Source organism: Pseudomonas moorei, assembly GCF_008801475.1.
GTDB lineage: Bacteria > Pseudomonadota > Gammaproteobacteria > Pseudomonadales > Pseudomonadaceae > Aquipseudomonas > Aquipseudomonas moorei.
In genome coordinates, this window is record NZ_VZPP01000012.1 from 88348 (window position 1) to 108150 (window position 19803).

A 19803-nucleotide genomic window follows, 5' to 3' on the forward strand; every position below is an offset into this window, starting at 1 on the left:
GGGCGAAAGGTTGCGCCCGCACATCGGCGGCGCGCAGGGTGGCGTGATTCGCCGGTAAATGCAAAGGCGGGATATTTCGGAATGTCTCGTGGCGCGGTGGCAGCGTTTAACCGCTGGTCTGAAAGGCTGCAATACCTGTGATTTCTGACAGTAGACAAGCTCAAATGACTGTGGATGTACCAGGTTCCAACACAGGGTTGTCAGCATGAGACGGGTGTGGAAAGGCTTGTCCAGCTACACGGTGATTGGCGTTGCAAACACGTTGATTCACTGGCAGATCTTTTTCCTGCTCAGCGTGGCGGCCGGTTTGACTCAGGCTGCCAGCAATCTTGCGGCCTTCTGCGTGGCGGCCTCGTTTTCCTTCTACATGAATGCGCTCTACACCTTCGATGCCAAGGCCTCCGTGGGCGGTTATCTGTTGTTTCTTGTGGCGATGGGCGCGCTGAGCCTGGGCGTCGGGCACCTCGGTGACGCATGGCGGCTGCACGGCCTGCTGACCGTGGCGCTGTTTTCGGCGTTAAGCCTGGTGTTCGGCTTCCTGTTTTCCAAGTACGTGGTGTTTCGCGAGCGTGAAGCATGAAAGTGTCGCTCATCGTCCCGGTATTCAATGAAGAACAGGCGATCAACCTGTTTTACCAGGCGGTGCGTCGTGAATTGAGGCTTGACCGGACCGAAGTGGAGATCGTCTTCATCAATGATGGCAGCTCAGACCTTACGGGCGAGCAGGCCACAGCCCTGGCGCAGGCGGACGATCAGGTCATGCTGATCAATTTCTCGCGCAATTTCGGCAAGGAGCCCGCCCTGTTCGCCGGCCTGGAATATGCCACCGGCGATGCGGTGATCCCGATGGACGTCGACCTGCAGGACCCGATCAGCGTCATTCCCTTGTTGATCGAGCAATGGCAAAAGGGCGCCGATGTGGTGCTGGCCAAGCGTCGCAATCGGGCCACCGACAGTTATCTGAAACGCCACAGTGCCTCGCTGTTCTACCACCTGTTGAACCGGATTTCGTACACCCGGATCGAAGAGAACGTCGGTGACTTCCGCCTCATGGACCGCAAGGTGGTCGACGTGATTCGCGCCTTGCCCGAGCACCAGTTGTTCATGAAGGGCGTGCTGTCGTGGGCCGGGTTCAACAGTGTCGTGGTGGAATACGAGCGGGCCAGGCGGGTGGCGGGGGACAGCAAGTTCAACGGCTGGAAGCTGTGGAACCTGGCACTGGAAGGCGTGACTTCGTTCAGCACTGTGCCATTGCGCTTATGGACGTACGTCGGTGGCTGCGTGTCGATCTTCGCCGTGCTGTACGCGGTGTACATGGTGCTGGACAAGATTTTCTTCGGCAACAGCGTGCCCGGTTATCCGTCCTTGATGACCGCCATTCTGTTTCTTGGCGGTGTGCAGTTGATCGGCATCGGCGTCCTCGGTGAATACATCGGCCGAATCTACATCGAGTCCAAGCACCGGCCGCGCTATGTGGTCAAAGACATCGTCGGCGGCAAAAGCCGGCATGGGCCTTAGCATGGGCAGATTCAGTGATTTCTTCGTCAGGGAACTCGGACGCCGACAGGTCTGGCTGTTTTTCCTGCTGGCGACCTTTTTGTATGTGTTGCCGCTGATCCTGGCGGATTACCCCTACATTGATGACAACTGGCGCTCGCTGTCGGCGGGGATGGCCTGGGCCGAAGAGGGGCGGCTGTTCGCCGAGCTGTTCTACAACCTGCTGACCTTCAGCAACGCCGCGCCGAACATCTTTCCGTTGCCGCTGTTGATCGCGACCGTGGCCATGGCCTCGGCACTGACCAGCCTGACCTTTCATTACTTCCGTCAACCGACGGTCGCCAGCTGTCTGGTGCTGTTGCCACTCTGGTACAACCCGTTCTTCCTGCAAAACCTGTCCTATCACTACGATGGCCCGATCATGGTCCTGAGCGTGGTGGCGGTGATCTACGCCATCACCTTTCGCCACCCCTCGCGCAATGTGCAATGGCTGGTGCCGTCATTCCTGATTGCACTGGCGCTCGGGCTGTATCAGGTGAGCCTCAATGTGTTTCTCGGCCTGTGTTGCCTGGAGGTACTGCGGGCCGCCAACGACAAAGTGGCCTGGCCGCAGTGGGGCGGTCTGATCGGCTGGAAGCTCGCTCAGGTCATGCTGGGCTGGCTGATCTACGGCGTCAGCGCCTACCCCTTCATGGGAGAGAGGCGCACGCAGTTGCTGAACTGGGGCGCGCATCCCTGGCTGCAAATCCAGATCAACATCGGTCGGGTGCTGGAAAAGGTGGTGTTGCTGTTCCATGGCGGATTTGCCTGGGTGTTCGCCGGGTTGTTGCTGTGCGCCATTGTCGGTGCGGTTCACCTGGGTTCACGGGTTGTGCAGCGTCCGGACAGTGGGCCGGCGAAATGGTTGATCGGTCTGCTGTGTTTACTGTGCGTGCCCATCGTGCTGCTGTTGGTGTCGGGGGTTGCGCTGTTTTTCCGCGACTTCAACGAAGGCGCCAGAACCTTGATGGGTTTCGCCGTCTTGCTGGTGCTGATGTTCTACCTGGCTCATCTGGCACTGGCACCCCTGCACGAGCGATTGCCGGTGCTGCTGGTGGTGCCGCTGGTGGCGATGCTGTCACTGTCGTTCGCCTATGGCCGGGTACTGACGCTGCAGAAAACCTTCGCCAGCAGCGCGCTGTACAGCCTTGAGTACGACATCGCCAGCCATCGGGCATTGCGCGAGGCCAAGCGCATCTACCTGTCGGTGACTTATTCCGATCATTGGCTGGCGGGGGCCGCGGGCTCGTTCAAGCACATGCCGGTGTTGCACTATCTGCTGAATACCGACTTCTTCATGCTGGCCGAAAACCTGCCCACGGTGGGCATCACCAACGTGGTTGCGGAGAAGGAACGACGTAACGCGACGAAGGTGGGGTATCAAGGCTTTCCCGCTTTGGTGGAGAGCCAGTTCTACCGGATCTACCTGATCGGTGATTACGGCTTTATCGTGATGAAAGAACCGGCCCCGATCAAAACGCTTCGTTGGTGAAGCGCAGTGACGAGGCCGTGGCGGTCAGGCAGCCGCGACCTCATTGGGTTCGAAACTGTCGGCCCGCGCCATTTGCCACATCCGCGAGTAAAACTCGCCGTTCACTTCTCCGGTCAGCAATTCGCCCGGCTTCAGGAACACATGCAGCTGCGAGAACAGTTTGATCTCGGTCGCCGACATGCGCCGCACCAAGTGCCTGGCCGACAACTGCGACGGATGCTCGAGGCCGGCGGCGGCGAGCATCTCGGCCAGGCCCTTGAGGGTGTTGCGGTGGAAGTTGTAGACGCGCTGGGCTTTGTCCGGCACAACCAGCGCCCGTTGGCGCAAGGTGTCCTGGGTGGCAAACATGAAGCCACGCGCCGAGTTGGCCCAGTCGGCACCGATGGCCAGGACGCTGGCGATATCGAAGGCGCTGACGATCTTGCCGCTGGCGCCGAGTTTGATCTTGTCCCGCAGGTTCAGGCCCACCAGGGTGTTGTGCACGAACAGCAGCCCTTCGCGCATCGGCACGCCGATGTGGTCGGTGAACTCGACGGGCGCAGCGCCAGTGCCGCCTTCCTTGCCGTCGACCACGATGAAGTCCGGGAGGATGCCGGTTTCCAGCATGGCCTTGGCGATCCCCATGAACTCCCACGGATGACCGAGGCAGAACTTGAAGCCCACCGGTTTGCCGCCGGACAGTTCACGCAACTGCTGGATGAAATGCATCATTTCGATTGGCGTGGAAAACGCGCTGTGGCGTGACGGCGAGATGCAGTCTTCGCCCATCTGGATGCCGCGGGTATCGGCGATCTCCTGGGTGACCTTGTGTTTGGGCAGAATCCCGCCGTGGCCCGGTTTGGCGCCCTGGCTCATCTTGATTTCGATCATCCGCACCTGTGGCGTCTGCGCCTGCGCGGCGAAGCGTTCCGGGTCGAAACGCCCGTCCGGGGTGCGGCAACCGAAATAGCCGCTGCCCAGTTCCCAGGTCAGGTCGCCGCCGTGTTCGCGGTGATACGGACTGATGCTGCCCTCGCCGGTGTCGTGGGCGAAATTGCCGAGTTTGGCGCCCTGGTTCAACGCGCGAATGGCGTTGGCGCTGAGCGAGCCGAAGCTCATGGCCGAAATGTTGAACACCGACGCCGAATACGGCTGGGTGCATTGCGGGCCGCCGACCATCACGCGAAAACCGCTGGGGTCGCTCAGCGGCGCCGGACGCATGGAATGGCCGATGAACTCGAAACCCGACTGATACACGTCGATCAGGGTGCCGAACGGCTTGTCGGCGCTTTCATTTTTGGCGCGGGAGTAGACCAGCGAACGCTGGGCCCGGGAAAAGGGCAGGGCGTCGCTGTCGGATTCGAGCAGGTACTGGCGGATTTCCGGGCGAATGGCTTCGACCAGGTAACGAATATTGCCGAGGATCGGGTAATTACGGCGCACCGCGTGCGGGCTTTGCAGCAAATCGAAAACACCGATCAGGCTGAGTACGCCCGTGACAGCGGTGATCGGCCACAGCCAGTCGTGTTCGAGAAAGGGTAGGCTGGCGAGGGTGAATATCACGCAGACGGCAAAGAAGGCGTAGCGGCTCAGCAGTGACAGGCTCATACGGTTTCCTTGGGTTCGGACTCAATTATTCGGCTAAACGCAAATCACTGTAGGCGCGAGCCTGCTGGCGATTATCCAGAGAACACCACGGGGCATCAGGTTCCCCGCGTTGTCGTTCACGATCATCGCGAGCAGGCTCGCTCCTATGGAAAAGCATTTCAGTGTTATGTCAGGCATTTTGTGCCTGCAGAAAAATCGAAAACAGCTCGGACTGGGACTTGATCCCGAGCTTGCTGTACATGTGTTTCTTGTGGACCTTCACGGTTTCGATGGAAATTTCCAGTTTGCGGGCGATTTCCTTGCTGGAGCAACCGCTGAGCATCAAGCGACCGACATCCAGCTCCCTGGCGGTCAACTGCGCGCCTTTGAGTTGCTGCACCGACGCTTCCAGTTGCACGCGCCAGTCGCCTTGTACCGGGGCCGGCGCAAGCGCGACCACTTCGTTGATTTCATAGGGTAGACGCTGGCGCAACAGGCCAAGCACCCACGGCTGGATCAGCGACAGCAAGGCAATCTGCCCGGCACTGAAGCGCCGCTTGCTGCCCAGGGACAGGCACAGCGTGCGGTCGCCTTCGAGCTGGCAATTAAACTGGATTTCGTCCGCCACGACATTCACACGAAAGTAGCGTTGATAGTATTCGGTGAGTTCGAAATGCTCGGGCGCCACTTCCGACAGGCGATACAACCCGGTGCGCGATTGTTCGCGGCAGGCGATGTAGAACGGGTCGAGCAGGTACAGCCCGCGCAGGTAATCCTGAAACAACTGATCGGGGCCGCCGTCTTCGCCAGGGCATTCGGCGAACACCTGCGGGTGTTGATCGGCGCTGAACAGCAGGGCCACCCAGCTGTCGCACGGCACGTACTGATCCAGCAAACGCACCAGTTGCGTCCAGAAATTGGGCTTGTCCAGGGCGTCGATCAGGTGCCCGACCGAACGGTGCCAGGCGATGTCGTCCAACGAGAGTGTCATGCCTCTACCCCTATCGTGTTACCCCAGCGGCGTAATTCCCCGCCTGCGTGCTTGCTGCGCATACTGGCGCACAGACAGCGACCGGGCAATCTTTGTGCCGCCCGGCATCCATGACAAGGAATCCCCATGAAGGTCGAACTCGCCCAACTGGCGGGCCGTGACAACGACACGGCTTACAACCTCGAACGCGCTCTGGCGGCGATCAATGCCTGCGCCGCCGATACACAACTGATCCTGTTCCCGGAAAGCCATTTGATGGGCTTCCCGTCGGCCGAATCCGTGGCCGAGATCGCCGAGCCGCTGGACGGTCCGAGCGTCAGCGCCATTGTCGCCGCCGCCCGTGAACGCAAGATTGCCGTGGTCATCGGCACCGCCGAGAACGACAACGGCCGTTTCTACAACACCACGCTGCTGATCACGCCCGAAGGCATCGCGCTGAAATATCGCAAGACGCACCTGTGGGCGTCGGATCGCGGCGTCTATGAGGCGGGCGACCGCTATGCCACTTGCCTGTGGAACGGCGTGCGCGTCGGCCTGCTGATTTGCTACGACATCGAATTCCCCGAAACCGCCCGTGCCCTGGCGCAATTGGGCGCCGAGTTGCTGCTGGTCACCAACGGCAACATGGACCCCTACGGCCCGACCCACCGCACCGCGATCATGGCCCGCGCCCAGGAAAACCAGGCGTTTGCGCTGATGGTCAACCGCGTGGAAGCGGGCGATGGCGGCTTGCTGTTCGCCGGCGGCAGCGCGTTGGTGGATCCGCTGGGCACCTTGCTGTTCGAGGCCGGGCGCGAGGAAGGGCAGTTTGCGGTCGAGCTGGACCTGAACCGGTTGACGGCGGCACGCCAGGATTATCGGTATCTGGATGATCAGCGGCTGAAGTTGCCGGGGGCGGTGGTTGAGCATGCATCCGGGTTGCGAGAGCTGCTGATACCGGCGCGTTGATCCGGATTCTTTGGCATCTGCCCTGGCGCCATCGCGAGCAAGCTCGCTACCACATTGGATCTGCGTGAGCCGTGCCCTTGTGATCAAACACATTCCCTTGTGGGAGCGAGCCTGCTCGCGATGAGGCCCGGTCAAACGATACACCCCCACGACAATTCACTGTTTTCACCGCCATGAGCTACGGCCGCATGGCTTCCTCGTGGGTTGATGATGTGGCGAAGAGCAAAAACGGCGAACATCTTCTCGGGGGGGGGCGCCTTTTTCGTTCAAGCTTGAATAGCTTGCTGCTTCGCTCGCTTTTTGTCTTCGCGCTTCTGCTTGTCGCTCGCAAGGGCGTTGATGCAGTAGTTGACGTGGTAAAAGGTGAAAAGCACCGAAAATATCCGGTTTATTCGTGGCGCGAAATTGTGCTCAGTCAAGGCGTACGTCCTGAGTGCCGTTCTTACGCGGAAGCACCAATTGACGGTAATCAACCAGATCGCGACGGACCAGAATACTGTTAGCCAATGGGCGAAGGGGGCAACAAGGGGGACCAGAAAGGCCCCCATGCTGATGAAAGTCAGATACCCGACCAGAAAAGATGTACTCATGACCTTGATGCGAGTGACCTCTTCAATTGCTGTAGAGGTTTTGTACAGCCAGATATATGAATAGAGCCCCCATGTCACCAGAGACAAAAGAAAGAGATGAAATGTCTTGGTGTTGATTTTTTCTTTCAGCGTTGAGATGTCGGACATGCAAGGGCTTCCATAGGCTGCGAACGTGGCGGTGGACCGTTGAAAATCGGTACAACCACGCTACCAAAGTCGTTCGTGGGAAATTTCCGGGCTAGCCAGCGGACCGTTCTGGTCCTTGGCGAGCCCCAGCCCTTGGCCGAGGCAAAAAGGCGTGGGATTCTTTACAGCCCTTACACGCACCCTTGGTCAGCAATGTCTTTTCCTACTGATGCTTCTCTCATTGATTCCGCACTTATCCACATCGCCGCTGCCCTGCTGATCGGCCCCGACGGCCGTACCTTGCTGGTGCGCAAGCGCGGCACCGAGGCGTTCATGCAGCCGGGGGGCAAGATCGAAGTCGATGAACAACCGATTCATGCCCTGGCCCGTGAGTTGGACGAAGAGTTGGGATTGATCATCGATCCAGCGAGTGCGACTTTTCTCGGGCAGTTCTCGGCTCCGGCTGCCAACGAGCCGGGTTTTGTCGTACAGGCGGAAATCTTTCTGCTGACCATTGATGCCGAAGTTTCCCCGGCAGCAGAGATCGAAGAAGTGATCTGGATCGACCCGGCCACCAACGGCAACGTCATCCTGGCGCCATTGACACGGGACCTGATCCTGCCGTTTTATCGGGCTTCGCTGACCGCAATCGCCTGATCATCCACGCCAAGGAACCGCCATGATCCCGCTTCAGGATTTGCTGATTTTCGCCGCTGCCGCGTTGCTGATGGTGCTGACGCCGGGGCCGAACATGATCTATCTGATTTCCCGTTCGATCTGCCAGGGACGCAAGGCCGGCGTGACGTCGTTGCTGGGTGTGGTTTCGGGTTTTTTTGTGCATCTGTTCGCCGCGGCTGCCGGTTTGACCGCCGTGTTCCTGGCGGTACCGATGGCGTATGAAGTGTTGAAATGGGCCGGCGCACTGTACCTGCTGTGGCTGGCCTGGCAAGCGGTGAAACCCGGTGCGCGTTCGCCGTTCGAGGCACAACAGTTGCCGCCGGATTCGTCGCGCAAACTGATCACCATGGGCTTTCTGACCAGTGCCCTGAACCCGAAGATCGCGGTGTTCTACCTCTCGGTGTTTCCGCAGTTCATCAGCCCTGAACACGGTTCGGTGTTCACCCAAAGCATCGTGCTGGGCCTGACGCAGATCAGCGTCAGTTTCTGCGTCAACCTGCTGATCGCCCTGTTTGCCGCGGGCATCGCCTCGTGGTTCGTCAACAACCCGACCTGGCTGGCGCTGCAGCGTTATTTCATGGGCTTCGTGCTGTCGACGCTGGCGCTGCGGCTGATGCTTGAACAGCGCCGGATGGCCTGACCATGTGGATCGAGCGTCTGGATGCCAGCCACGCCCTGGCTTACCGGGAGTTGATGCTCGAAGCCTATGACCGTCACCCGCAGGCGTTCACCTCCAGCGTACGCGAGCGTGCCTCCATGCCATTGCAGTGGTGGGAGTCACGCCTGACCAGCAAGCTGGATCGGGTGTTCGGCGCGTTCGAAGAGGGCAGGTTGGCGGGCATTGTCGGGCTGGCCCTGGAGCTTCGGGAAAAGGCCAGGCACAAGGCCACGCTGTTTGGCATGTACGTGTCCGCCGATGTCCGTCAACGCGGGCTCGGCTATCAGCTGGTGCAGGCGGTGTTGGCCGAGGCGCAGCAGCATCCGGAACTGCGGCTGATCAAACTGACCGTCACCGCCGGCAATGACGCCGCGTTCAACCTGTACCGGCGTTGCGGGTTCGTCCAGTTCGGACTTGAGCCGATGGCCGTGCGGGTGGGCGAGGAGTATTTCGACAAGATTCATATGTGGCGACAGTTGTAAGTGCGCCGCAAATCCCTGTGGGAGCGGGCAAGCCCGCTCCCACAGAGGGTGTGGTGTTCTAGCGAACCGCGCTCACCCCATCCAGCGTCGAAAACGACGTGTCCTTCGCCGTCAGCAGGAAATCACGCATGTAAGGTGCATCGAGCATGTCGGTGCGCACCGCCGCGTACAGCGTCGCGAACAACCCTTTCTCGCCCAGCCGCTTGGCCTTCACGTAACCCCGTGAACTGTACTCGTGCAGCGCCCAATGGGGCATGCCGCAGACGCCGCGTCCGCTGGCCACCAGTTGCATCATCATCACCGTCAGTTCCGAGGTGCGCACCTGCGCCGGTTCGATATCCGCCGGTTCCAGGAAGCGGGTGAAGATGTCCAGCCGGTCGCGCTCCACCGGGTAGGTGATCAAGGTTTCCGTGACCAGGTCTTCCGGGACGATGTAGGCCTTGCTCGCCAGACGGTGCTGGTTGGCCACGGCGAGCATCGCCTCGTAGGTGAACAGCGGCACGTAAGTGATCCCGACCAGATCCAGTGGATCGGAGGTCACCACCAGGTCCAGATCGCCACGGGCCAGGGCCGGCAACGGCGCGAAGGAGAAACCGGAAGCCAGGTCCAGTTCGACCTCCGGCCAGGCGTCGCGGAATTGATCGATGGTTGGCATCAGCCACTGGAAGCAACTGTGGCACTCGATTGCCATGTGCAAACGCCCGGCGGTGCCACCGGCCAGCCGCGCGATGTCGCGTTCAGCGGCGCGCAGCAGCGGCAGGGTGGCATCGGCCAGTTGCAGCAGGCGCAATCCGGCGCTGGTGAAACGCACCGGTTTGGTCTTGCGCACGAACAGCGGCATGCCCATGCGCTCTTCCAGTTCCTTGAACTGGTGGGACAGCGCCGACTGGGTCAAATGCAGGCGGTCGGCCGCATCCACCAGGCTGTCCGCTTCGCGCAAGGCGTGCAGGGTCTTGAGGTGACGGATTTCAAGCACCGTGGGCTCCATGAGGAAAACTTGTGATCAACACGAAAAGGTTGAGTTTGTCTCATGTTGGTCTGGCTGTCGACAATAGCGCCATCTTTTAAGGGAGGAAACTCACCATGGCCTTGGCCCACACCCTAGGTTTTCCGCGCATCGGCGCCGACCGCGAATTGAAAAAAGCCCTCGAGTCCTACTGGAAGGGCGATCTCGACCAGGAGGCGCTGCAAAGCGTCGGCCGCCAGTTGCGCGCCACCCACTGGCAATTGCAAAAAGACGCCGGCATCGACCTGCTGCCCGTTGGTGACTTCGCCTGGTACGACCAGGTGCTGAGCCACTCACTGGCCTTCGGTGTGGTCCCCGAGCGCTTCGACAGCACCAGGGACGCGCACGGCCTGCCGACCCTCGACACCCTGTTCGCCATGGCCCGTGGCGCCACGGCGACCTGCTGCGGCGGTGAACATGGCCAGGCGCAATACGCCCAGGAATTGACCAAGTGGTTCGACACCAACTACCACTACCTGGTCCCGGAATTCAGCGCCGAGCAAACATTCAAGCTGAGCTGGGAACAGCTGTTCGACGAAGTCGACGAAGCCAGGGCCCTCGGTCACAACGTCAAGCCGGTGATCATCGGTCCGCTGACCTACCTGTGGCTGGGCAAGGCCAAAGGCAACCCCTTCGACAAGCTCGACCTGCTGGAACACTTGCTGCCGGTGTACAACGAAATCCTCGGTCGCCTGGCGGCCCAAGGCGTGGAATGGGTGCAGATCGACGAACCGATCCTGACCCTCGACCTGCCGCAAGCCTGGAAAAACGCCTTTGAACGCGCCTACCACATCCTTCAGTACTCGCCACTGAAAAAACTCGTGGCGACTTACTTCAGCGGCCTGCAAGACAATCTCGGCCTCGCCGTCGGCCTGCCGGTGCAAGGTCTGCACATCGATGCGGTGCGCGCGCCCGATCAACTGCTGCATGTGCTCGATCGCCTGCCCACCTACAAGATTCTCTCGGTGGGCCTGGTCAATGGCCGCAACGTCTGGCGCTGCGAGCTGGAGCCGGTGCTCGCACAACTGCAAGCCGCCCAGGAACGCTTTGGCGACAATCTGTGGGTCAGCAGTTCCTGCTCGCTGCTGCACAGTCCGGTGGATGTGGAGCGTGAAGACAAACTCGATCCGGAGCTCAAAAGCTGGCTCGCGTTTGCGGTACAAAAGTGTGGCGAAATCGCAGTGCTTCGCGATGCCTTGAACGATCCACACGCGCCCAAGGTGCAAGCCGCCCTGGCCGAGAGCCGCGCCGTCCAGCTCAGCCGTGCCGAGTCGCCGCGCATCCACAAGGCCGACGTTCAGGCACGTGTCGCGGCGATCGGCCCGACGGACAGTCAGCGTCATTCGCCGTTTGCCAAACGCATCGAACAGCAGCGTGCACACCTGAAACTGCCGGCGTTCCCGACCACCACCATCGGCTCGTTCCCGCAGACCGCTTCGATCCGTCTGGCACGCCAGGCCTTCAGGCAAGGCAAGCTGTCGGCCAATGACTACACCGATGCCATGCGCCACGAAATCCGCCACTCCGTGCAGATTCAGGAGCGCCTGGGGCTGGATGTGCTGGTTCATGGTGAGGCCGAGCGCAACGACATGGTCGAGTACTTCGCCGAACAGCTGGACGGCTACCTGTTTACCCGTTTCGGCTGGGTGCAGAGTTACGGTTCGCGCTGCGTGAAACCGGCGATCATTTATGGTGACCTGAGCCGACCGAACGCCATGACCGTCGACTGGATCACTTATGCACAGGGCCAGACCGACAAGGTCATGAAAGGCATGCTCACCGGTCCCGTGACCATGCTGATGTGGTCGTTCCCCCGTGAGGACGTTTCGCGCAAAGTCCAGGCGCAACAATTGGCCTTGGCGTTGCGTGACGAAGTGCTGGACCTGGAAGCTGCCGGCATCAAGATCGTGCAGATCGACGAAGCCGCCTTCCGTGAAGGCCTGCCGCTGCGCCGGGCGCAATGGCAGGAATATCTGGACTGGGCGGTGGAGGCGTTCCGTCTGAGTGCCAGCGGTGTGCGTGACGAAACCCAGATCCACACCCACATGTGCTACAGCGAATTCAACGACGTGATCGAAGCCATCGCGGCCATGGACGCGGACGTGATCACCCTTGAAACCTCGCGTTCCGACATGGAGTTGCTGGAGGCCTTCAACGCGTTCGACTACCCGAACGACATCGGTCCGGGCGTCTATGACATCCACTCGCCACGTGTGCCGGACACCGCCGAGATGGTCAAGCTGATGAGCAAAGCCGCGAAACGCATTGCGGCCGAGCGTTTGTGGGTCAACCCCGATTGCGGTCTGAAGACCCGCGCCTGGCCGGAAACCGAAGCGGCGCTGGTCAACATGGTGGCGGCGGCGCGACAGTTGCGCAGCCAATTGGCTTGATCACCTCCCCCCTGTAGGAGCGCCGCCCGGAGCAGGCTCGCTCCTACAGGATTTTGCGGTGTTTAAAGTTCGGAGAAGTGTTTGATCCCCAGCGGTTTGCCGATGTCGCCGCGCCAGATCGCTTGCACGTGGGCACCACTCTCAGCCTGGGCCTGCTGCCATTGCAGGCCGAGGTTGCGTTGCTCCGGCAGTTTCAAATGACCTTTGACGAAATCGTTGAACGCAGGTTTCGCCGAGCTGTAGTGGAAATGTGCATACCACAAGGTCTGGGGAGACTCGCCGCGCACATCGCGGATCTCGTATTCCTGGAGGAAATCCCTGCGCCCGTCCGCGCGTTTACCCAGATCGCGCAGGCCGCCCTCCTTGCGAATGTCGACCACCCGTTGTTCGAGCAGATAGTCCAGATAACCCTCGGTCGGAGTTTTGCTCTTCAGGGTCTGGTCAATTCGCAGCGTGCGGCCGGCTTGGGACAATTCGTTCGCGCGATTGCGCAATTGCAGGGCGACCGTCTCCGTGGGTGACAGCCGTTCAATGGCCTGGGCCCGCATGTTCAGTTCCGCAGCCTCACGGGTCATCATGTGCTCCAGATCGACCGGCAACATGTCCTGCCGGGCGTAGCCGTCGACTTTGCTTTTGTAGGCGTCCACGGCGCCAAGTCGTTTCCTGGCCTCCACCAGCAACGGTGTGATATCGGTCGCCAGCTCCGTTGGCGCAGCAACCACGGGTTGACTGAGGTGATATTTGCCGCTTGAGGAGCGGGGTAACCAGGTTTCCCTGTGACCATCGACCCCCTCGATGGTGAAGCGCTGTTGTCGGGTCGCGGCATCTGTGCTGGCTACGCCGATCAGCAACTGGTTGTCTTCGGTCTCGAACAGCTGCTTCCCGGCGCTTCCCGGTTTCGCGGTGCTGGATGGGCGTGTTTTGATGGCATGGCGAGCCGACGCTTCGACTTTTTCCAGGTTGTCGAGAAACGCGGTGACGTGCTCCAGATCCAGATGCTGCGGATAACCCAGCGACCAGGCGCCAAGGTTGCGACGAAATTCGGCATAGGTCGTCAGGCAGTCTTCGAGCACTTTGTTGCGCTGGGTAATCGTGGCCTGCACTTCAGGCAACTGATGTTGGGTCAGCAGGGCGCGCCCGACCTTGTTGCGGGCCTCTTTCAATTGCACGTGAAAGTAGACCCAGGACTGGTCGGTGACGGCGGTGTAGTGGGTGATGATCTCCAGTACATGCGCCGCTTTCAGGTAGTAGTAATTGGCATCGCTGAATTTATCGTTAACGGTGGCCATTTCCGGGGCCATCTTCGATTTTTGCGTGCGTTGGGTGATCCGGCCGTTCCATCGATTGGCTTCTGTGACCTGTGTGTGAAGCTGGTCATAGTCCTTGAGAAACTCGATTCGTATTTCCTTGCGTTGCGCCATCAATTGCACGTGTGTGGCGGTATCGTTATAGGGCGTGGCGTCCGAACGGGCGATCACCTGATCGATCCGGTCGAGATGTTCCACCAGCCGCTCCTTGGCCAGGCCAACCCGCCGCACTGTGCGATCGACGATGACCCAGGCACAGCGGCTTTGAAAATCTTCGATCTGCGTGCGTTTTCGGCCATGGCTGAACAGCATCAACTCTTCAAGGTTCAGGTACAGCGTCTGTGCAAGCTCGATGTCGTTCACGCAGGCGATGTCGATATTGGCGCGAAGGGGGCGGCGCTGGTTCAGATCAAGGCTGAAGTAGTGCTCCAGGACGGCGTTCGAGCTGTGGGTCTGGGTTTGCAGTCGCCGGGTGTAGGCATCGACGGTGTTGGTCAGGGTCAACTGGCGACGCAGGGCCCGGTCGGCCCACCAGCGCGGCAACCAGCGGCGAATCGCGGCGGGCCACAGTGGATCGAGGCCGTCAGCCATATGCCCGAGCACCGCGCCGCCACCGGCACCCCCTCCTGCTGTCACTGTGCCGTACACCGCGTAGTGGGTGTTCCAGTCGCCGGCTTCGTCCAGGGCGATGGGTTGTTTGTAGGTTCGGGTGCTCGTGGCGCTCAAGCGCCATTGCGGTGGGTTGTCGGTCAATTCGATGCGATAGAGGCGACCCTGGCTGACCATGAAGTCGCCGTCAGGGTGTCGATAAACGTTGCGATAAAGGCCTTCGGTGCCCGGTTGCAGGCCGGCCAGGGAAATCTCGTCTTCGTATTCATAGCCCCTGAAGCGCTCCAGAGTGCGTTTGACCTGCTGCGGGGTCGACAGCTGCAAGGCACCCGGGTTTTTCGTCATGGCGCGCAATTGTCGCCCACGCGTGGCGGCACGCGCTGCGCCGGACGTCGCGCTGGCGCCGGGTAGCACATCCATGGCGGCATCGACCAATGACAGCAACACCGCTTCCACCTCGGCCAGGCCATGGCCGACATCACCGCGCAAGAAAGCCGCGACGGCCAGGTTGGCACTGTGCCAGGCGTCATACAGGGCAATGGCCGTGCCGATGAAAGGCACGACGCCCAGCGCCATTTTCAGGTAGTTGAACAGGGCCCCGGAGCGCAGCGCGACGAGTTCCAGATACAAGGCATCGTTGGAACGCGAGGTCGCCCGATGCGCTTCGAGCAGGCGACCCATGTGAACATTGAGCAGATGCGCAGCCAGGGAGGTGCTGGCGGGCCAGGCGGTGCCGACGCCGATCAGGGCGTCAAAGTTTTTCAGTCGGGCCTGGTTGATCCGGCTGACGTGCCAGGCGAATTCCCCGGTCAGGGCGCGACCGGCCAGGTAGTTGACCATGGTGCTGTTCAGGCATTGGTTGAACAGGAACATCCGCGCCTGGTCGAGGCTGTCGAACTGACGCAGAAAGACCCCGTCGGGGCTGTCAGGCCGATAGAGCAGGGTCAGGCCGCTGATTTGCTCGACGATAAAGGTCACGCCCGCCAGGGTGCTCGGTCCCTGGCCCGGCGTGTCCGTACCGCCCACTGTCAGGTGTGCGGGTAGCAGCACGATGCGCTTGCCGTCGGCCGCAAAGGCTTCACGACTGTTGGCGTCGATGGCGATCTGCAGCACGCGCTGGCCGGCGACGTCGATGTCCTTGGCAAGCACGGCGAACTCGCCTTGCAGTTCAAGCATCAGGCGCCACGGCTCGCTGAGGCATTCACGCCGATGTTCATTGCTGAAGGCCGAGGCTTTCGGGGTGCCCAGGAAGGTCTCGCGGATCAACGACTCATATTTCCCGGCCAGATCGAGCTCGGTCACCAGTTTGCGCAGGTAGTCCTGGGTGATGCCGTTTTTCACCTTCTGCCGTTGCGCCTCGTCAGCACCGCTGATCTCGACCCGCATCAACGACACGCGCAACCACATCGGCTGATCGATATTGCTTTGCGCCAGTTCGGCGAGGGACAACCGGCTGCGTTGCTCGCTGCCGACCAGTACGCTTTTTTGCGGTGTGCCTGGCGTCGCGCCCTCGATCAGCTCTTTGCGCCAGGTGGTGGTGTCGGGGATGTCCAGCAACACCTCGACGTCTTGCGTGAGCCCGAAGTCTTGGCGCAGGCGGGCGTTGATAGCCTTTTTGCTGAAGGTCTCGCGCAGCGGCAGCTCCCGTTCAAGCCATTGATGGGCGCGCTTCATCGCTGCGATGTAGGCGGTGAACAGTGCCTTGAGGCGCTCGCGTTGCGCCGCGGACAGTGCGCTGAGGGACGACGGCAAGCCGGTGGCCAGCAGGACGCTGCGGTGTTGCTCGACGATGTGGGCAAAAGCCAGCTCCCGCGCGGGGGCTGTGGGGACGGTCAGGCGGGCGAGGGTCTGTTCGCGCAGGTTTTCCAGTTCCGCTGCGCGTTGGTCGGCATGGGATGGAACGGGGTTGGCAGTCATCAGCCGAGCCGCCTGTTGTTCACAGCTGTGCAGCTGGGTTTGCAAGGCGTATTCGAACGGGTTGCCGGTCAGCACCGCGAGTTGGAGGGTTTGCGTGTCGTCGTTGACCGGCCGCTTGAACAGCTGCTGCTCCAGTGCCTGGCGAGAGTCGAACCGTTGCAGGCCGCCGAAGCGTCCGGGCCAGTAGAGCAGCAGACTGTCGCTGGCGGACGGCAGCAAAGCCGATGGGTGGGCAAACACTAATACGCCGTCCAGTTCCTGATTCTGCGTGGTGGCGCCGTCGCCCTCGCTGGCTGTCGCTGACAGCACCAGCCGTGCGACCACGCAATCGGCCGGTCGCGGTTGATCGGGTGCGTCAAGTACGGTCGTGAGCCACTGAAATTCATCGTTGCTGATCTGGCTCAGGCTCAATTGCAGGTCGGCTTCGGCACGCAGGCCGCTCAGGCGCGCCTGGTAAAGCGCCGCGTAATGGGGCCCAGGCTGGTGGCGAAGTTCCAGCAGTTGCGGAACGTTGTCGGTACCCAGGAGGGCGTTTGCGGCCTCGGTGCTGGCCTGCTCGGCGGCGCGAAGGGTGTCGAATTGCTGTTGCAGCCGCTTTAGGCGTGGGTCGTCGGGCGTGGCAGGGAAGTCCGGGCCCAGCAGGTTCTCCAGTGCCGTTTGCTGTTGCAGTACCGCACTGCGGCGCCGCTCAAATGGAATGTCCGGGCTCAGTTGAGCGAACGGGGCGACGTCGTCACTGGCGTCCGGCAAGGACAGGTCGGGGGGCGAGGCAAAAACACTGTCGTTGCGCTGGCGCTCGTCGCCAGCCGTGGCCAGTCGCGCCAACAGGGACTCGGCACTTTTTGGCAGTTCGGGTTTGTCGAGCACGGTGTAGTCGACCGTGATGCGGCGGGTCTCCAGTTGAGGTTGCTGCTGGATCAACCAGCGTTCCAGATCGTTGCGGCTTTCAAAGGTCATCCACGGTACTGGCCGAGACGGCCAATAGAGCATTTGGGTAACCGGTTGGTCGGTATTGCGGGTAATGACCAGGGCGCCCGGCAGTTCGACCGTCACACCGCTGTCGGCCCTGAGCGACAGTGTTTCGACATAAACCAGAATTTCGAGGGTGGTTGTTGGCGCGATCGGTTTGAAGAGGTCCAGCAGCACGTCGAGCTGTTCGGCGTTCAAGATAGCTTGGGCGTATGCCCATTGGCACGACGCCTCGAAATGCTGGCGATACAGGCCAATGGCCTGTGCCTGGCGCGACCGGTCGGTGCCGCGGGCCCGTGCCTGCCACCAGTCGGCGGTCAAGGGGGCTTGGGGGTTCTGTGCCATGAGTGCCAGCCACTGATCGCGGCAATGGTTCCAGCGCGCCGACGCGCTCAGGCACAGGTTGTCGTCGGTGTTTTGGGCTGATGGGGGGACAAGGCCGAAGTCGGCCAGTGGTGCGGTGGGTGTTTCGAGCATGAAGTAGGACTCCGATGGGTGAAAAATCGGGGCCATTACAGGTCGGTCGTGAGGCGGCATGGCGGTACATAGTTATCGCCTGCCGGTGTTTGTGCCCGGATGACCGTCCGGCACCCTTCATCAAACTGTCATCGAACTGTGGCAGCGCGCTTGAACAAACTTCATCAGACTCGCGCTCTACTGGGGTTCTGCGTTTCGGTGTTTTTCATGCGTGTATTTTTACTTCTGGCCGCATTGTTTTTTGGCCTGCCGTCATGGGCGGCGTCTCGTTGTGACGTCAATGTTCCAACCGAACGGGCGGACCTGGCGCAGGTGAGCCTGGCCTACCAGAGCATCGGTCGTGCGTCTGATCCGGCGCTGTTGCTGGTGATGGGCCTGGGCGGGCAACTGATTCATTGGCCCGATGAAGTGGTGGTCGCCTTGTGTGAGCAGGGCTTTCGGGTGATTCGTTATGACAATCGCGATGTCGGCCTGTCCACCTGGCGGCAACCGCCGGACGAGGCCAACCTGACCTTCGAAGTGTTGCGCTACAAGCTCGGTTTGCCGGTCTCGGCGCCCTACTCGCTGACCGACATGGCCGAAGATGGCCTGGGATTGATGGATGCCTTGCACATCGATCAATTCCACGTGTTGGGAGCGAGCATGGGCGGAATGATCGCCCAGCATATGGCGGCCATGGCCCCGCAGCGGGTCGAAAGCCTGACCCTGATCATGACCAGTTCCGGCGCCGAAGGCCTGCCCGCGCCGAGTGAGGCGTTGGTGCGGTTGCTGGCGCGTCGTGGCGCGCCCAATCGTGAAGTCGCCCTGGAGCAACAGGCCGACCTGCTGGCGGCGCTGGGCAGCCCGGCAGTGAGCGATGATCGCCAGGCCCTGTTGCATCAGGCGGCACTGTCCTATGACCGGGCATTCAATCCTGAAGGGGTGAAACGGCAGATCATGGCGATCCTGGCCGAGCCCAGTCGGGTGGCGTTGCTCAACCAGTTGCGCGTGCCGGCGCTGGTGGTGCATGGCACGGCCGATCCGCTGTTGCCGGTGATGCACGGCGTGCACCTGGCGGCGCATTTGCGTGGCAGTGAATTGATCTTGATACCGGGACTGGCCCACCGTTTCCAGGAGGCGTTCAAGGCGCCGTTGCTGGCGGCGGTGTTGCCGTACTTGCGGGCTCATCGCGAGGACACCTCGCATTGGGCGCAGATTGAGCCGGTGGCCGGACACAACCTCCTGTAACGCTGTAGACGCGGGCTTGCCAGCAATGCCAGCAATGCCAGCATGCCTGCTGTCCCGCGTCGTCCGGTTCGCCGGCAAGCCGGCTCCTGCAGGGTGGGCGACAGGTGTATCGTTCGAGCTTTACGACCTGTGTCCCGCCAGCGAGGTATGTGATGAGCAGCCCCTTGAAAATCGATTTTGTCAGCGACGTGTCCTGCCCCTGGTGCGTCGTCGGTCTGTACGGCCTGACCCGCGCCCTGGAGATCCTGCGCGACGAGGTCCGGGCCGAGATCCGGTTCCAGCCGTTCGAACTGAACCCGAAGATGGGCCCCGAAGGGCAGAACATTACCGAACACATCACCGAGAAGTACGGTTCGACACCCGAGCAGTCGCAGAAGAATCGCGAGATGATCCGCGCGCGAGGTGCCGAGCTGGGGTTTGCTTTTCGCACGGACGGCAATAGCCGGATCTACAACACCTTCGATGCACACCGCTTGCTGCACTGGGCGGCTCTGGAAGGCTTGCAGCTGCCGTTGAAAGAGGCCTTGTTCAAGGCGTATTTCAGTGATGGCGGTAACCCGTCCGACCCGGTTCAGTTGGCGCAGATTGCGCAAAGCGTTGGTCTGGACCGGCAGCGGGCCGAGGCGATCCTGGCGTCGGATGAATACGCCAACGCGGTTCGCGAAGAGGAACAGCTCTGGCTGTCACGTGGGGTGAATTCGGTGCCGACGGTGGTTTTCAACGACCAATACGCGGTCACGGGCGGGCAACCGGTGGAAACCTTCGTCGGGGCGATCCGGCAGATCATGAGCGAAGCGAAGGGCGGAACCGTCAGCTGATCCTGCGCAAAGCGCG

The 19803-nt window shown here is 61.2% G+C and carries 15 protein-coding genes; 10 read left to right on the top strand and 5 right to left on the bottom strand.

Annotation, left to right across the window (positions count from 1 at the left end; all coding sequences use genetic code 11):
- Positions 1–205 precede the first annotated feature (205 nt).
- Genes F7R06_RS22695 through F7R06_RS22705 form a run of 3 tightly spaced genes read left to right on the top strand, consistent with a single transcriptional unit; the run spans position 206 to position 3028 of the window.
- Positions 206–580: a GtrA family protein gene (locus F7R06_RS22695; protein WP_090316690.1), complete on the top strand. Its 375-nt coding sequence runs from the start codon at positions 206–208 to the stop codon at positions 578–580.
- Entirely contained in the window at positions 577–1518 is a 942-nt protein-coding gene (locus F7R06_RS22700) for a glycosyltransferase family 2 protein (RefSeq protein ID WP_090316693.1), read from the top strand. Before F7R06_RS22695 ends, F7R06_RS22700 begins: the two co-directional genes overlap by 4 nt.
- 1 nt (position 1519) lies before the next feature.
- The gene (locus F7R06_RS22705; RefSeq protein ID WP_090316696.1) at positions 1520–3028 is read left to right on the top strand and encodes a glucosyltransferase domain-containing protein; all 1509 of its coding nucleotides are present in this window, start codon (positions 1520–1522) and stop codon (positions 3026–3028) included.
- 24 nt (positions 3029–3052) lie between these two features.
- Here the strand turns inward: F7R06_RS22705 and F7R06_RS22710 are convergent, their stop codons facing one another.
- Together F7R06_RS22710 and F7R06_RS22715 are read right to left on the bottom strand one after the other, a co-directional pair.
- Positions 3053–4615, bottom strand: coding sequence for an FMN-binding glutamate synthase family protein (locus tag F7R06_RS22710; RefSeq protein WP_090316699.1), 1563 nt, complete (start codon positions 4613–4615; stop codon positions 3053–3055).
- Positions 4616–4784: 169 nt separating this feature from the next.
- Positions 4785–5585, bottom strand: a complete 801-nt coding sequence (locus F7R06_RS22715; protein WP_090316702.1) for a helix-turn-helix transcriptional regulator — start codon at positions 5583–5585, stop codon at positions 4785–4787.
- A 126-nt stretch (positions 5586–5711) separates the two neighbouring features.
- Between F7R06_RS22715 and F7R06_RS22720 the strand changes: the two genes are divergently transcribed.
- Positions 5712–6533 carry a carbon-nitrogen hydrolase family protein gene (locus tag F7R06_RS22720; RefSeq protein WP_090316704.1) on the top strand — a complete coding sequence of 274 codons (822 nt, stop codon included), beginning with the start codon at positions 5712–5714 and terminating at the stop codon, positions 6531–6533.
- Positions 6534–6799: 266 nt separating this feature from the next.
- Here the strand turns inward: F7R06_RS22720 and F7R06_RS22725 are convergent, their stop codons facing one another.
- Entirely contained in the window at positions 6800–7270 is a 471-nt protein-coding gene (locus F7R06_RS22725; protein WP_090316706.1) for a DUF4234 domain-containing protein, read from the bottom strand.
- 192 nt (positions 7271–7462) lie between these two features.
- Here F7R06_RS22725 and F7R06_RS22730 point away from each other — a divergent pair, with 192 nt between their 5' ends.
- Genes F7R06_RS22730 through F7R06_RS22740 form a run of 3 tightly spaced genes read left to right on the top strand, consistent with a single transcriptional unit; the run spans position 7463 to position 9067 of the window.
- Positions 7463–7906, top strand: coding sequence for an NUDIX hydrolase (locus tag F7R06_RS22730; protein WP_090316708.1), 444 nt, complete (start codon positions 7463–7465; stop codon positions 7904–7906).
- A gap of 22 nt (positions 7907–7928) precedes the next feature.
- A complete protein-coding gene (locus F7R06_RS22735) occupies positions 7929–8567 on the top strand; it encodes a LysE family translocator (RefSeq protein WP_090316710.1) in 639 nt (212 codons plus the stop codon).
- A gap of 2 nt (positions 8568–8569) precedes the next feature.
- Complete coding sequence (locus tag F7R06_RS22740) at positions 8570–9067, top strand: GNAT family N-acetyltransferase (protein ID WP_090316712.1); 498 nt, start codon at positions 8570–8572, stop codon at positions 9065–9067.
- Between the two features lie 58 nt (positions 9068–9125).
- Here the strand turns inward: F7R06_RS22740 and metR are convergent, their stop codons facing one another.
- Complete coding sequence (gene metR, locus F7R06_RS22745) at positions 9126–10043, bottom strand: transcriptional regulator MetR (RefSeq protein WP_090316714.1); 918 nt, start codon at positions 10041–10043, stop codon at positions 9126–9128.
- A gap of 107 nt (positions 10044–10150) precedes the next feature.
- On the opposite strand from metR, the gene metE reads away from it, so the two are divergent.
- Entirely contained in the window at positions 10151–12463 is a 2313-nt protein-coding gene (gene metE / locus F7R06_RS22750; RefSeq protein ID WP_090316717.1) for a 5-methyltetrahydropteroyltriglutamate--homocysteine S-methyltransferase, read from the top strand.
- Between the two features lie 62 nt (positions 12464–12525).
- On the opposite strand, the gene F7R06_RS22755 is transcribed toward metE, so the two are convergent.
- Complete coding sequence (locus F7R06_RS22755; protein WP_342671258.1) at positions 12526–17778, bottom strand: dermonecrotic toxin domain-containing protein; 5253 nt, start codon at positions 17776–17778, stop codon at positions 12526–12528.
- A 171-nt stretch (positions 17779–17949) separates the two neighbouring features.
- On the opposite strand from F7R06_RS22755, the gene F7R06_RS22760 reads away from it, so the two are divergent.
- Together F7R06_RS22760 and F7R06_RS22765 are read left to right on the top strand one after the other, a co-directional pair.
- Positions 17950–18969, top strand: a complete 1020-nt coding sequence (locus F7R06_RS22760; RefSeq protein ID WP_090316720.1) for an alpha/beta fold hydrolase — start codon at positions 17950–17952, stop codon at positions 18967–18969.
- Between the two features lie 152 nt (positions 18970–19121).
- Complete coding sequence (locus F7R06_RS22765; RefSeq protein WP_090316723.1) at positions 19122–19787, top strand: DsbA family oxidoreductase; 666 nt, start codon at positions 19122–19124, stop codon at positions 19785–19787.
- Positions 19788–19803 lie beyond the last annotated feature (16 nt).

What these genes read in the sequence shown, in the direction of transcription:
- F7R06_RS22695 (WP_090316690.1), top strand. Translation starts at nt 206, where the DNA reads ATGAGACGGGTGTGGAAAGGCTTGTCCAGCTACACGGTGATTGGCGTT.
- F7R06_RS22700 (WP_090316693.1), top strand. Translation starts at nt 577, where the DNA reads ATGAAAGTGTCGCTCATCGTCCCGGTATTCAATGAAGAACAGGCGATC.
- F7R06_RS22705 (WP_090316696.1), top strand. Translation starts at nt 1,520, where the DNA reads ATGGGCAGATTCAGTGATTTCTTCGTCAGGGAACTCGGACGCCGACAG.
- F7R06_RS22710 (WP_090316699.1), bottom strand. Translation starts at nt 4,615, where the DNA reads ATGAGCCTGTCACTGCTGAGCCGCTACGCCTTCTTTGCCGTCTGCGTG.
- F7R06_RS22715 (WP_090316702.1), bottom strand. Translation starts at nt 5,585, where the DNA reads ATGACACTCTCGTTGGACGACATCGCCTGGCACCGTTCGGTCGGGCAC.
- F7R06_RS22720 (WP_090316704.1), top strand. Translation starts at nt 5,712, where the DNA reads ATGAAGGTCGAACTCGCCCAACTGGCGGGCCGTGACAACGACACGGCT.
- F7R06_RS22725 (WP_090316706.1), bottom strand. Translation starts at nt 7,270, where the DNA reads ATGTCCGACATCTCAACGCTGAAAGAAAAAATCAACACCAAGACATTT.
- F7R06_RS22730 (WP_090316708.1), top strand. Translation starts at nt 7,463, where the DNA reads ATGTCTTTTCCTACTGATGCTTCTCTCATTGATTCCGCACTTATCCAC.
- F7R06_RS22735 (WP_090316710.1), top strand. Translation starts at nt 7,929, where the DNA reads ATGATCCCGCTTCAGGATTTGCTGATTTTCGCCGCTGCCGCGTTGCTG.
- F7R06_RS22740 (WP_090316712.1), top strand. Translation starts at nt 8,570, where the DNA reads ATGTGGATCGAGCGTCTGGATGCCAGCCACGCCCTGGCTTACCGGGAG.
- metE (WP_090316717.1), top strand. Translation starts at nt 10,151, where the DNA reads ATGGCCTTGGCCCACACCCTAGGTTTTCCGCGCATCGGCGCCGACCGC.
- F7R06_RS22755 (WP_342671258.1), bottom strand. Translation starts at nt 17,778, where the DNA reads ATGGCCCCGATTTTTCACCCATCGGAGTCCTACTTCATGCTCGAAACA.
- F7R06_RS22760 (WP_090316720.1), top strand. Translation starts at nt 17,950, where the DNA reads ATGCGTGTATTTTTACTTCTGGCCGCATTGTTTTTTGGCCTGCCGTCA.
- F7R06_RS22765 (WP_090316723.1), top strand. Translation starts at nt 19,122, where the DNA reads ATGAGCAGCCCCTTGAAAATCGATTTTGTCAGCGACGTGTCCTGCCCC.